11 protein-coding genes are annotated in these 13,671 nt (G+C 46.1%); 9 read left to right on the top strand and 2 right to left on the bottom strand.

The genetic code is table 11. The annotated features are described in order from the left end of the window. The first annotated feature begins 70 nt into the window (after positions 1-70). A complete protein-coding gene (locus NST94_RS16760) occupies positions 71-751 on the top strand; it encodes a hypothetical protein (protein ID WP_076302624.1) in 681 nt (226 codons plus the stop codon). On the opposite strand, the gene NST94_RS16755 is transcribed toward NST94_RS16760, so the two are convergent. Further along, entirely contained in the window at positions 738-2,441 is a 1,704-nt protein-coding gene (locus NST94_RS16755; RefSeq protein ID WP_076302623.1) for an alpha-amylase family glycosyl hydrolase, read from the bottom strand. The two genes, NST94_RS16760 and NST94_RS16755, sit on opposite strands and share 14 nt — an antisense overlap. Before the next feature lie 271 nt (positions 2,442-2,712). Between NST94_RS16755 and NST94_RS16750 the strand changes: the two genes are divergently transcribed. The 7 genes from NST94_RS16750 to NST94_RS16720 all read left to right on the top strand — a co-directional run bounded on the left by NST94_RS16750 (position 2,713) and on the right by NST94_RS16720 (position 9,910). Further along, entirely contained in the window at positions 2,713-3,735 is a 1,023-nt protein-coding gene (locus NST94_RS16750) for an ABC transporter substrate-binding protein (protein ID WP_076128360.1), read from the top strand. Between the two features lie 50 nt (positions 3,736-3,785). Beyond that, a complete protein-coding gene (locus NST94_RS16745; protein WP_076128362.1) occupies positions 3,786-4,562 on the top strand; it encodes an ABC transporter ATP-binding protein in 777 nt (258 codons plus the stop codon). Continuing rightward, complete coding sequence (locus NST94_RS16740) at positions 4,562-5,398, top strand: ABC transporter permease (RefSeq protein WP_076128364.1); 837 nt, start codon at positions 4,562-4,564, stop codon at positions 5,396-5,398. Before NST94_RS16745 ends, NST94_RS16740 begins: the two co-directional genes overlap by 1 nt. Before the next feature lie 93 nt (positions 5,399-5,491). Beyond that, positions 5,492-6,478, top strand: a complete 987-nt coding sequence (locus NST94_RS16735) for an aromatic acid exporter family protein (protein WP_076128366.1) — start codon at positions 5,492-5,494, stop codon at positions 6,476-6,478. Positions 6,479-6,642: 164 nt separating this feature from the next. Then, positions 6,643-7,665 carry an HD-GYP domain-containing protein gene (locus NST94_RS16730; RefSeq protein ID WP_051491532.1) on the top strand — a complete coding sequence of 341 codons (1,023 nt, stop codon included), beginning with the start codon at positions 6,643-6,645 and terminating at the stop codon, positions 7,663-7,665. A gap of 226 nt (positions 7,666-7,891) precedes the next feature. Continuing rightward, complete coding sequence (locus NST94_RS16725; protein WP_036687755.1) at positions 7,892-8,449, top strand: outer spore coat protein CotE; 558 nt, start codon at positions 7,892-7,894, stop codon at positions 8,447-8,449. A gap of 369 nt (positions 8,450-8,818) precedes the next feature. Beyond that, entirely contained in the window at positions 8,819-9,910 is a 1,092-nt protein-coding gene (locus tag NST94_RS16720; protein ID WP_280753116.1) for a hypothetical protein, read from the top strand. Positions 9,911-9,924: 14 nt separating this feature from the next. On the opposite strand, the gene NST94_RS16715 is transcribed toward NST94_RS16720, so the two are convergent. After that, entirely contained in the window at positions 9,925-10,722 is a 798-nt protein-coding gene (locus tag NST94_RS16715; protein WP_280753117.1) for a GNAT family N-acetyltransferase, read from the bottom strand. 207 nt (positions 10,723-10,929) lie between these two features. Here NST94_RS16715 and mutS point away from each other — a divergent pair, with 207 nt between their 5' ends. Then, complete coding sequence (mutS, locus tag NST94_RS16710; RefSeq protein ID WP_076184448.1) at positions 10,930-13,659, top strand: DNA mismatch repair protein MutS; 2,730 nt, start codon at positions 10,930-10,932, stop codon at positions 13,657-13,659. The last annotated feature ends 12 nt before the right edge of the window (positions 13,660-13,671 follow it).

The raw sequence follows: 13,671 nt of genomic DNA, 5'->3' as shown, positions 1-13,671 counted from the left end.
TAGCTTATGATAACATAAAGATTGCTAGTTTAATATACATTTATATGTAATACAGGAAGGATACAATAATGTGAATGAGAAAGAACGAACGGATTTAACGGATTTAACGGAATTTTTATTTCCAGATCGGGTAACCGACCAAGTAGTTTTAAATGAATTGTTACATACTGCGTCTACAGCAGAAAGGATAGGTAGATTCAAATATAGAGAGAAGGAGAAAACTAAAGATCTGTGTTTACAAATACATAAGGATAAAATACTAGCCTACTGCAATAATACACCGGACTCTCCCCCGTGTGTGCTGAAGAACAGAGATGAAACAGAGAGCTTTTGTCTCGAGTTGTTCGAATGTGAGAGAGCGATGGAGCCCTTTGCTCACGGGATTCCGGCGTTACTAATGTCAAAAAAAAGGTTCGAGGAGCTGAAAAAAGGCTCTGATTCCTCTACGGTTCACAGACTCTCAGAGTGTTTAGCTGCAGAGACAGGAGATGATGTCCATTCCAACCATCTTGCACAAGTGATGAAATGCTTCGACGCAGAGGGAGAATTGCGACTCTGTATTTCTAGTGAAAATGGCTGGAAGTTTCAGTATGCTAGCTTCATAAGCGATCATTCAAGTGGCTGGTTGCTGCGAATGAGCAGCGATCCTTCCCAAGACTGGATTGTAGCTCTTCCTATATCGAAAGCACAATTATGTGGTTCTGTTGCAGAGTGGGTGTTTCATTCCTCTTCTTTTCCTAGTCCACAATAACCGTTGAATAGGGAGGAAGAGTAAGCTGATCTGAATTTAAGGTCACTTTGTCAGCAGTTGTCTTTTGGATCTTGGTGTAAGAGATACCCTCGGCATTTGGATGAAGCGTAATGATTTGTTCATCTCCAGTTAGGTTATGAACAACGAGGACTTGATCCTCTGTTGTTATACGTTCGTAGGCCATTACCCCTGCATTGCCAGAAGTGTAGTCTCGAATTCCGCCATCACGGAGCGCAGAGACTTCGTTTCTTAACGCAATGAGTTCGCGGTATCTTTTAAGCAGTGAGCTGCTGTCGTTAGTCTGGCTTTCGACATTAATGCTAACATCATCAGCGTTATTGCTGCCGACCTCCCAAGTAGTCTGCCCCTCACCCTGATCCGCTGTCATCCATCTCATGGGCTCACGAATTCCTTCATCTGGTTTTACACCAAGCATTCCTATTTCTTCACCATAATAAATAAAAGGATTTCCAGGCAAGGTTAACAGCAGGGCTGCTGCCATTTTTGCATGATCCAGATTGCTGTCTAATTGACTCATGACTCTGTTTTGATCATGGTTTGTCAAAAAAATTGCATCGGTAAAATGGCTATCAGATATTTTGGAGTACAAATTATACGTACGTTCCAGCGTAAAGGCAGTCCCGCTGTCTTTTTCAGTTTTCACGGAATTAATAAGGGTCTCAGCTAACCCGAAGTTAAAACTAGAGTCGAAGGCTTGATCCAAATAAGCCCCTACGGTGACTGCAGAATTCTCCCATACTTCGCCGACAATATAAGCTTGAGGATTCACTTCATTCATCGCTTTGCGGAAATCCTGCCACCAAGATACATTTTTATTGGTTGTGGCTTGGCTTTTGTCGCTTAGAAGGTCTTCGTAAATATGTTTAGCAGCGTCTAAACGGAATCCATCAACCCCTTGTTCCAGCCAAAACTTGCCGATATCTTTCATTTCATTACGAACTTCCGTATGATCAAAATTTAGATCAGGCATGCCTTCCCAAAAGCCACCTAGATAATGACTACCCAGTAAAGAGTGCCATGCACTGCCACTACCAGCGGCACTAGCTCCATTGGCAGGGCGTCCTTGATCTTCGGCCCATATGTACCAGTCGCGATATTTGCTGTCTTTATTTTTAGCGGAATCTACGAACCAAGGATGTTCTTTAGAGGTATGATTCACGACCAAATCCATAATTACTTTAATCCCACGTTTATGCGCCTCCGTAACGAGCTCTTGTAAATCCTCAATCGTCCCATAATCTGGATTGATTGCACGATAATCTGTCACATCGTAACCATGATAGCTTGGTGAAGGGTTAATAGGCATAAGCCAAATCCCACCGATCCCCAGATCGTCTGTGGTGTCAGGATTTCCGTCATTTAAGTAATCTAATTTCTTGGTAATCCCTTTGAGGTCACCGATGCCATCCCCGTCAGAGTCATAGAATGAACGAACAAAAATCTCATAATAAACCGTTGAGGGCTGTTCGTCAGTGGTAATGGTTTTTGCAGCGGGAGGTGTTGTAGTATTCTGAGCTGTATTTGCTTTTGGTGATGGAGAAGGGGAGGCAGAGGAAGGAATATTGTTATTATTTCCTGAACAACCGGATAGCAGAACGGCAGTTAAGCTAAGAGTCAAAAGTCCGTTTATTGTGTGTTTTTTGGCGATAGATGTTGCTCGTTTATCCATATAAAATAACCCCTTCTGCTGCAATTTTCCTATAAAGGAAATGGTAAGCGCTTTAATTCTTATAGTACTGTAATCAAATCCTCAGGTAAAACGTTTGCACAGATATAAAAACAGCAAATCCAGTGATATTTATCCATAAAATCAATAAAAACCGCTGATATCATGGATATTCTTTTAATTCCCCACGATATTCGGGATTTTAACCTTTCAGTAGGCATGTGCATATGCTTTAAGCAAGGGCGAAGGACCCGGTAAGAAAGGAGAATGAAGAATGAAGATTCGGAAAAAGCTGTCATTGTCGCTCATGATCATTACTTTATGCTTTTCAGTACTTGCCGGTTGCGGCGGAAAGTCAGAGACGGTAAAGGTGAAGATTGGGGAGGTTACCCGCTCTGTCTTTTATGCACCCGAGTATGTTGCCTTGACTCAAGGTTTCTTCAAAGATGAAGGGCTGGATGTAGAACTGCAGACGATTCCCGGTGGAGATAAAACCATGACTGCATTGCTCTCAGGAGCTATTGATGTGGCGTTGGTTGGTTCAGAAACCTCCATTTACGTGTATCAGCAGGGCTCGGATGATCCGGTCATTAATTTTGCACAGCTGACTCAAAGGGATGGAACATTCCTGTTCGCCCGTAAGGCTGATGGAGATTTTAATTGGGATAAAGTGAAGGGCTCTACCTTCCTTGGTCAAAGAAAAGGCGGAATGCCACAAATGGCAGGCGCGTTTACTTTATCTAAAAAGGGAATTGATCCTGCGAAGGATATTACCTTGATCCAAAATATCGATTTTGCTAATATTGCCGGTGCATTTGCTTCAGGTACTGGGGATTATGTGCAGCTGTTTGAGCCGCAGGCCTCTATCTTCGAACGAGAAGACAGGGGAGCTGTAGTGGCATCGTTTGGGGTGGAGAGCGGTTATTTACCTTATACGGTATTCATGTCAAAAAACAGCTACATTAGCAAAAATGGAGACACCGTGCAAAAGTTCACTAATGCCATCCAGCGTGCTCAGCTTTGGGTGAAGGAACATAGTCCTGAAGAAATTACGGATGCCATAATAACTTATTTTGATAAAACGGATCGTGACATTGTGATTTCTGCTGTAAAACGCTACAAGGAACAGGACACCTACGCCATTAATCCGGTTGTTGATAATGAAGAATGGAATAATCTGCTAGATGTTATGGACAACGCAGGTGAACTTAAAGAACGTGTTCCAGCAGAAAAGATCGTGAATAATACTTTTGCTGAAAAAGCTGAAAAGACCATAAAGAGCAGTAGCTCTAAATAAGAGAGATAAGATCCTAAATGGATTTTGTTAACTATAAGGAGGGGATGACCTTGCTTCCAGTAGTGCAATTAAAGGGAGTAACGCATGCCTATCTCGGCGATCGGGAAGCTTCACTGGCCGTTGAGGATCTAAATCTTAATGTCGAGCAAGGAGAATTCGTCAGCTTAGTAGGCCCAAGTGGCTGTGGTAAGACGACTCTCCTATCGATTATTGCCGGACTGCTGCAGCCCTCTGAGGGAGAAGTATTCGTAAATGGCCAACCCATTCTAGGCCCTTCACCTGAGGTTGGATATATGCTGCAGCAGGATTATCTTTTTCCTTGGCGGAGTATTCTTGACAATGCCGTGCTTGGACTGGAGCTGACCGGAAGCTTAAACGAGGAGAGCCATAACCGGACTTTGGAGCTGCTGCGCGAGATGGGATTAGAAGGGAAAGAACAGGCCTATCCTTCTCAGTTATCCGGAGGGATGCGGCAACGGGTGGCTCTTGTACGAACATTAGCTACCAATCCAGGACTGCTGCTGTTAGACGAGCCGTTCTCGGCACTTGATTATCAGATCAAACTTCAGCTGGAAGATTTAGTCTCAGAGACCTTACGCAGCCGGGGAACCACGGCTATTTTGGTCACGCATGATCTGTCAGAAGCGATTGCGGTCAGCAGTAGGGTTATTTTATTGCAGCGAAATCCAGGGAAGATTCGTAAAGTTTTTCCTGTTCCGGAGCTAATCCGCTCAGCCCCACCGCTGTATGCGCGTGATCAGCCAGGGTTTGCGGAGCTTTTTCATGAAGTATGGACAGAGATGGAGATCGCAGGGAGGGAAAGCTAATGAAACGAACAGAGCAAGCGGGAGTCTTAGCTTCCCGTGAACTGTGGCTGCAGCAAATGCATGTAGATTTCAAAAAAACTAAACAGCGCCGGCGTAATCAGGTTATTGCTGTAAGAAGCAGTCTGTTGCTGCTGTTCTTTGTGTTGTGGGAAGCGGGAGCAAGAATGGGCTGGATTGATGAGTTATTGTTCAGCTACCCGACAAAAATCTTCAAGCAGATTTGGCAGGATATGATCAGTGGAAGCTTGTGGCCTCATTTGGGGATGACGGTAGGAGAGACTGCAGTAGGCTTTGTTCTGGGAACCTTGTTAGGAACGCTGCTGGCAGTGATTATTTGGTGGTCTCCGTTTTTATCAGCGGTGCTTGATCCGTTTATGGTTGTCTTTAACAGTATGCCGAAGGTGGCCTTGGGGCCGATTTTTATCGTAATGTTCGGGGCGGGTTTCACCGCTATCGTTGTGACAACCTTATCGATTACGGTGATTATTACTACACTTGTTGTTTACAATAGCTTTTGCAGTGTGGATCCTAATCTGGTGAAGGTGGTCCGCTCTTTTGGAGCTTCTAAAGTTCAGGTGTTTTTTAAAGTGATTCTTCCGGCATCTTTTCCAACGGTGGTCTCTACCCTAAAGGTGAATGTGGGAATGTCATGGGTCGGGGTTATCGTAGGAGAGTTTCTAGTAGCAAAATCCGGTCTTGGGTACCTGATCATATATGGATTCCAGGTGTTTAATTTCACGCTTGTAATGTCCAGTCTGCTGATTATTGCAGCCGTAGCAACGGCAATGTATCAACTGGTAGTGTATCTGGAGAAGCGCTTGTTATACCGTCGGTAAGTCTAATGTAACGTTGTGTCCATTCACAAAATCTTGTAACATGTCTATATCTTTACCTATTAACGGTTAGTGCTTTTAAGGAGAGATAGGGTTATGGGATTTCGTGTGATTAAAACAGCTGCTGCGACGTTAATGTCCGTTCTTCTCGCGTCTGCAGTAGGCATACCCAATGCACAAAGTGCAGGGCTTTTAGCCATTCTGGGTGTGGAGGTTACCTTGAAAAGGAGTTTCCGGACGATAACGGCGCGTTTTTTGGCCTCGCTCGTGGGACTCTTTTTTGGGTGTATTTTATTTTGGATATTAGGGTTTCATTACTGGGTACTTGGACTGTACGTTCTTGTTGGCTTTCCGATGATTGTGAAGTCTGGCTACAAGGAAGGGATTGTCACTAGCTCTGTTATTGTGTTTCGTGTGTTTGGACAAGCTGAGTTATCGCTACATGTGTTGTTGCAGCAAGTAGAGCTACTGGCCATAGGTCTCGGTTCAGCGGGGGTGGTCAACTTAATTTACATGCCACAGACTGGGGGAGTTATTTATGGAATCCGCAAGGAAGTGGATCGATACTTTTCAGTTATTTTTACTCAAATGGCCCGTACTTTGCGTGAGCCTGCGTATATGTGGGATGGCAAAGAATTAATTGATGCGGATAATGCAGTGCAGCGGGGACTGACAGCAGCTACTCGCGAGATGGAGAATCATGTAATTCATCCTGATGAAGCTTGGAATGTCTATTTCTATATGCGTAAGGAGCAGCTGGAATCGATACAAAGCATGATGCAGCTGATTTCTCAAGTATATCGCCATTTACCGCATGGAGAGATGGTAGCTGAATTGTTCGACCAGCTTAGCGGAGATGTTTTGGCTGAAGAATATACAGGCCGCACGGAACATTTGCTGGAAGAGCTTGAACATGAGTTTGAAAGCATGGATTTGCCAGAGACACGTGAGGAATTTGAAGTGCGATCAGCGATTCTGCAGCTTTGCAGAGAATTGGCACTTTATTTGAAAATTGCGAAACGCCATAAAATACCGGTCAGTTATAAGCCTGAGAAACGTTTACTCACCCGGAAAAAAGCTTAAAATTAGGCTTTAATAAAGTGAAGTATTAACATTCGCCCCTGAAATCACGATAAAATATGTATGAACTAAAAGTTGATCTTCGAAAGAGATTAACAATTATAGGGTGAGTTCAAATTCAAGCAGGGAATTCATATACGAATTTTCCGCATTGGCAGGTGAGGCGTATGGACAAAGATATGGAATCATTTATCGGAAAACAACTTGTAGCTAACCTCTTTAATGACAAAGGAGTATTTGTTTTACCCGCATTGACTTTATTGAGTGCTGAACATATTAGATTAATTCGTCAACATAAGATCACTCTGGAATCTCATGACGTCGTCCAGCTGGATAGCGCGGAATTTTTCCAGCTTGCAATTGATGATTGTACAGCTGCGATTGAGAATATTTTTGAACAGATTCGTCATAACAAAAATAAAAGAATTCCTATGCTGGAAGTTAGAAATGAAGTGATTCCGTTTATCCAGCAGGTAAGCGAAAAGAATGACTTCTACGGAGTATTGGCTGCTTTGCAGACCAAAGATGATTATACATACAGACATAATGTAGCTGTGGGCATAATATCTACCTTGCTAGGCAAATGGCTGAAGCTAAAGTCTGAGGATTTGAGCATGTTGACCATTGCAGCGACTCTTCACGATATCGGCAAAATGAGAATCCCGGATGACATATTAACCAAGCCCGGTCCATTATCCGACGAAGAGTTTCAGCTGATGAAAAAGCATACGACCTTTGGGTATGAGATGATCAGGGATACGGTAGGCACAAACCATACCCAAGCGCTAGTAGCCTTACAGCATCATGAAAGAATGGACGGCAGTGGTTATCCATTTGGTGTGCTTGGGAACCGGATTACTGATTTCAGTAAAATCGTTGCTGTGGCTGATGTGTTTCACGCGATGACCTCCGACCGATTTTATCGTAAAGCGGCTCCTTTATACGAAGTATTACTGCAAATGGAGGAGAGCGTGTTCGGTAAGCTCGACCCTTATATTTGCAGAGTATTTATTAATAAGTTAATGCAGTCAATGCTAGGGAACGAAGTGGAATTGACAGATGGGCGAAAAGGAAAAATTGTTATGATTCTTGCTACAGACCCTTTGCGGCCACTGGTGAATATTGATGAGGATTTTATTGACTTAAGCAAACATAGATCACTTGGAATTGTGCGGGTAATCCCGCAATAGCTGGTGTTTTAAGGTTTTATGAGGGGGTAGGAATGGCTCCGGAACAGGTTGGACCATTTTTGGAATCTACTCATATATGTACAAAATTTGAAATAAAATGAACTATGAGTCTCCTGAAAAAGCCTTCTTGAGGGCTTACTCAAATTTATTTATAGTCTAACAATCAACAAATGCCTAGAACCTGCATACACTTGATAGTGAATGATTGTATGGAGGAGGTTCAAAGATGTCATTAAGCCATAAACGTCAAACAAGGGAGATCATTACGAAGGCAATTTGCGGCAAAGGTCGTAAGTTCTCTACAGCAACCCATACCGTGACTCCGCCACATCATCCGACTAGTATTTTGGGGGCTTGGATTATCAACCACCAATACGAAGCGGTTGCCGCCGGGAACGGAATCGAAGTAATTGGTACTTATGATGTAAACATCTGGTACTCGTACGACAAGAACAAGCAGACCGAGGTAGCAAAGGAAACAGTCTCTTATGTGGAGCTCATTCCGCTTTCCTACCTGGACACGAGACACCGCACTTCAACAGTTGAGGTCTCTGCGGAGGCAACGCAGGAACCCAACTGTGTAGAGGCGGGCGTATCGCCAGGCGGAGGCAGTGTGACACTTCGCGTAGAGCGCGAATTCGAAGTGGAGTTGGTGGCTGAGACCAAAGTCCGTGTGTATGTCACTGAGCAAAGTGATGATCCAGAAGACAAGGATTATGATTTTGAAGGTGATAGCTTCGATTACGATGATCTGGACCCTGACAATCTGGATGATGAGCTGTAAGGAAGGATACGCCGCCGTTAACTGAGTATCAATGGGTTATGGTCCATTATATGTAGGGAGTGCGGCGGCGTAGAGGGCGAATGCCCTCCTTTTTTTTATTTATTTTTAGGATGAAAAAAGGTTCACGCTCGGATGGAGGCGCTAAAGAGTATGAATGAAGGTCTTAAGGTGTATTCAGAATTGTCTGTGGCAGAGAGAGAGTCTAGATTGCTTAGAAGCGGGGTTGAAGCAACGCTGACGCCCTCTGGAAAACGGTTTGTCGATACATATGCTTCACATGCTACTGAGAAGGGCCACAGGCAGTGTTATAAGATATTGGTTTATCATTTGACTGTCCTCCACATCTCTTTGCTTGGAGCAGGTCTTGGAATGCGTGCGGCCGCCGATAATTACAGCGAAGCTGTGAGGATTGCTAATGCCGAGAGCAATACCACGGGAGGCCGAGTGCGGGGAGAGCTTCGCGGGGTGATGAAATTGCTCCAGCGGATTGCTGTCCGCACGCTGTACAGCTTGGGGCTGGATAGCGGTGAGGTCTTGCTGAGGGCAATGGGGAACCGGAGGTATGTGGTGGAGGGAGTCACTCCACTAGTAAAGACCTCCGGGCAACGATTGCCCGAGCCTTATCGTTCCGCAGCGTTAGCGCTGGAACGAAAGCTGGCTCTGGAGCAGCCGGGCCGCAGCGGCCTGCTGATGGGAATGGACCCGGAGTTTATCATCCTCCGGGAATCCACCGGCCGCGTCGTGCCTGCGTCGCGGTACCTGCCCACGGACGGCGTCGCTGGCTGCGACGCCGGACCTCCGGGAACGCGCGGCGCGTTCCCGGTCGCCGAGCTGCGCCCTCAGCCGCGCGGGGAACCGCGCGCACTGCTGGCGCAGCTGATGTCCGCCGCGGCGCTGGCGGACCGGCTCATCCCCGACCGCTCGCTGCGCTGGCGGGCGGGAGGCATGCCGCTGACGGGCTGGGCCCTCGGCGGCCATCTGCACTTCAGCGGCGTGACGCTGACGGCGCCGCTGCTGCGCGCGCTCGATAACTATCTCGCGCTGCCCATGCTTCTGCTCGAAGACGTCCGCGCAGGGGCGCGTCGTCCCCGATACGGCGTGCTCGGCGATTTCCGGACTCAGCCGCATGGCGGCTTCGAGTACCGGACCTTGCCGAGCTTCCTGGTATCCCCGGTCATCGCTAAAGGCGCGGTCTATCTGGCTCACCTAATCGTAAGCCATTATGAGGACCTGACGCAACGCCCGCTCGACCGGGAAGACCTGCATATCGCCTACTACAGCGGCGATAAATCTCCGCTGCGCGCCGCAATCCCCCCATTGCTGGCGCAGCTGCGTTCCCTAGGCGGCTACGAGATTGCCGCCCCCTATATCGAGCCTTTATTCGAATATATTGCCGCTGAACGAACGTGGGATGAATCACGTGATATACGTGAGTTATGGTGCAGCAAAGTAAAAGTGTGATTTTACTATTTGGTCTACATGTTAACAATGGTCCATGAACCGATATCTTGAAAACCAAGTCGTTTATAAATAACTCCGGCATGTGGGTTGTCATAAAAGAGGCACAATGACTTTCCTTCATAGAGCAGGTCTGCACATAGCTGTGCCATTACGCGCGAAGCAAGGCCTTGCTCTCTGAATGCTTGATGTGTGGCAACCCCTACAATCATCGCTGACATGGAATTTTCCGCTGAAGTTGAAGCGGTGACAATGACCTTATCTTCCCGTTCTATATAATAGGTGCGGCCGGTGTTGCTTTCCAGCGTTTTACGCAGGCTGGTTCTAGAACCATTCCGGCTGCTTTCAAATTCTTCAATGGTATCCATGAGTGCGCAAATCGCTTCTACATCCTGAACCGTAGCTTTTTTAATAGGCTCAGCTGAAGAGAAGGACTCACTTATTTTATTGTTCATTTTTTTTAATTCAGCAAAATACAGCTGTTTTACTTGTTTGAAATTAATTTCCCCGTCAAAAGCCTTCACCACCTCTGAGGCTCCGGAGATCATATGTATGTCATTATCCTTTCGGATAATCTCAGCGAACCCCTCGACATCAAAAGGGCCATCTGCATAAGGAAGGTAACTTCTATAGAAGCGCAGTAGAACGGCTTTTATCCGCCCGTCGGCTGGATCAATCTCTCCCCATAAATCCATGAAATCCTGCTCAAACCCAAAATTCTCCACATCGCCAATGATAAATAAATTAAGCGCCGGCTCTTTCCGCAGCAATGCCATCAGTAGCTCTTGATCATCCTTCGTTAGCTTTCGTATCATATTGTATTCTCCTTTGATTTTTATATGGGCTGACGCTCTGTGTTAAGATTTTACAATATTTAAAAGCAGAAGAATATACCTCATGTAAGTGTTTGTCTGATAAGTATTCTAGTCTTTCGTTGTACTAATGTGAGGTTTCAGGGTAACTTTGTCCATCAATTTTCTGTTATAATGGGGGACAGCATTAAATAGGCATGGAGGTTGACCATGGCACAATATACGCCGATGATAGAGCAATATTTAAAGGTAAAGGAAGGGGCTAAGGATGCCTTCCTATTTTTTAGACTGGGCGATTTCTATGAAATGTTCTTTGAAGATGCCATTTTGGCTTCCAAGGAGCTTGAGATTACGTTGACAGGCCGCGAAGGCGGGGGCGAGGAGAAAATCCCTATGTGTGGAGTGCCTTACCACGCCGCCGAGGGATATATTCAACGCCTGATAGAAAAAGGATATAAAGTCGCCATTTGTGAGCAGTTAGAGGATGCTTCAGTCACTAAAGGCATGGTGAAGCGGGATATTGTACGCGTCGTGACACCAGGAACCGTGATGGATGGAAAAATCATTGCTGACAAGAGCAATAACTACCTCGTTTGCGTCACCGAAAGTGACGGAATGATGGCATTAGCTGCCTGCGATTTAACAACTGGTGAGCTGTATGTTACTTCGGTATTATCTGGAGCCGAATGGCTGCGTGATGAGATTGGCATTTATGAACCGGCTGAGATCATCGGAGACGCTGCACTTTTGGAGATCCTGCGAAGCGAAACGCCGCTGTTAGCCAAACCTGTAGTTTACACCCCTTGGGAGAAACGCGAGGAGGAGCTGGCACGTCGTCAGTTCGGTGAAGCGGCATGGGTACGTCTAGAGAAGGAACGTGGACAATGTCTGGCGCTTCTGATCTCTTATCTGAATGAGACCCAGCGGCGTTCGTTAGGGCAGCTTAGTCAGATTTCTCCTTATGAACCAGGCAATTATATGATTCTAGATCCATTTACACGCCGGAATCTTGAACTAACCGAGACGGTTCGCGAACGCTCCAAAAAAGGATCCCTGCTCTGGCTGCTGGATCGAACGGAAACGTCGATGGGCGCCCGTCTGTTGCGCCGCAGAATTGATAAGCCGCTATTGCAGCGAGCTCCGATCGAACGGCGCCTAGAGGCTGTCGATTATTTGTACAATCAGTTTATCGTTCGCGAGGACCTGCGTTTAGCGCTTAAAGAAATTTATGATTTGGAGCGTTTGGTGGGTCGTATTGCTTTTGGCAGCGCCAATGGCCGTGATATGAATGCTCTGAAATTATCGCTGGCACAAATTCCTGCATTGAAGGATTTATGTATGACCTCCGGTTCAGCTACTTTACGAGAGATCGGTGCAAGTATGGATGAATGCGCTGAGCTGCGAGAGGATATTGACCGCGCAATCGTCGAGGATGCCCCGGTGTCTGTGCGCGACGGTGGCATTATCCGTTCCGGTTATCATGAACGTTTGGACGAGCTTAGGGAAGCTAGCAGTAACGGTAAACGTTGGATCGCTGAACTGGAAGCTAAGGAAAGACAGGCCACTGGCATTAAGTCACTGAAGATCGGCTATAACAAAATCTTCGGGTATTTCATAGAGATCACCAAATCCAATCTGGCTGCACTGCCGGAAGGAAGATATGAACGTAAGCAGACGCTTGCCAACGCAGAGCGTTTTGTCACTCCTGAGCTTAAGGAGAAGGAAGCACTCATCCTTGAAGCTCAGGATAAAATGACGGATTTGGAATACAGCCTGTTTACCGAGCTGCGTGATCGCATCAGCGGGCAAATTCCCCGCCTGCAAAATCTTGCGGAAAAGGTTGCCGAAATTGATGTATATCAATGCTTGGCGGCAGTTAGTGCCGAACATCGTTTTGTGAAGCCAGTCCTTTCGGATGGTTATGATCTTCGGCTTGAAGGGGGCCGTCATCCCGTTGTGGAGGCGGTGCTTAAAGATTCTGCTTTTATTGCAAATGGAAGCACGCTGAGTAAGGAAGAAGGTAATATCCTTCTAATTACAGGTCCTAATATGGCGGGAAAAAGTACTTACATGCGTCAGGTGGCGCTGATCTGCATCATGGCTCAGATTGGATGTTTTGTACCAGCAAACAGTGCTGAAGTTCCGCTTATAGACCGGATCTTTACTCGTATTGGAGCAGCTGATGATTTGATCGGTGGACAAAGTACATTTATGGTGGAAATGGCTGATATCCAGGTTATGACAGAGAAAGCAACAGCTCGTAGCTTGATTATTATTGATGAGCTGGGAAGAGGTACCTCGACCAGTGAAGGTATGGCCATCGCTCAGGCGGTTATTGAATATGTACATGATGTTATTTCTTGCAAAGCTCTAGTTTCGACGCATTTTCATGAATTGGCTCATTTGGAAGGAAGTCTTAAAGGACTGCGGAATTACTCTATGGCTGTTCAAGAGAGCGGTGATAAAGTTAACTTCCTGCGCAAGCTAGTTCCTGGAGCGGCTGACAGCAGCTATGGCATCTATTGTGCACGTCTTGCGGGTCTTCCTGAAGGGATTATTGACCGAGCTTATGGTCTCTTGCAGAGCATTGAGCAGGCAGCCCATCCTGGTGGTTCTGAACTTCATTACGGGGGAAGCCTCGAAAGACAGGCGGCTGTAAGAGAAGTTGCTAGCGCATCCTCGATAGCGCAAGCCGTAAGTGTCATCACTGAGGCACCTGTAGAAAATGAGGTTGTTCAGTTGTCTATCTTTGGTGAGGAAGAACCACGCAAGAATCGCAAAGGTAGTGCACATCAAGTTGCGGTAACCGAAATCCAAGAGAATCCTGCGCTAAAAGAGTTCATTTCTTCTGTGCGTGACGCTGATCTTATGAATATGACGCCGCTGCAGGCGATGAGTCTGTTGAACGAGCTGAAGATGAAGGTTAAGGATCTGCAATAAAGATTTTATAAT

This window comes from Paenibacillus sp. FSL H8-0282, assembly GCF_037963825.1.
In the GTDB taxonomy this organism is placed as follows: Bacteria; Bacillota; Bacilli; order Paenibacillales; family Paenibacillaceae; genus Paenibacillus_AQ; species Paenibacillus_AQ odorifer.
The sequence above is the reverse complement of the archived record's forward strand: the minus strand, read 5'-3'. Positions and strand labels throughout refer to the sequence as shown.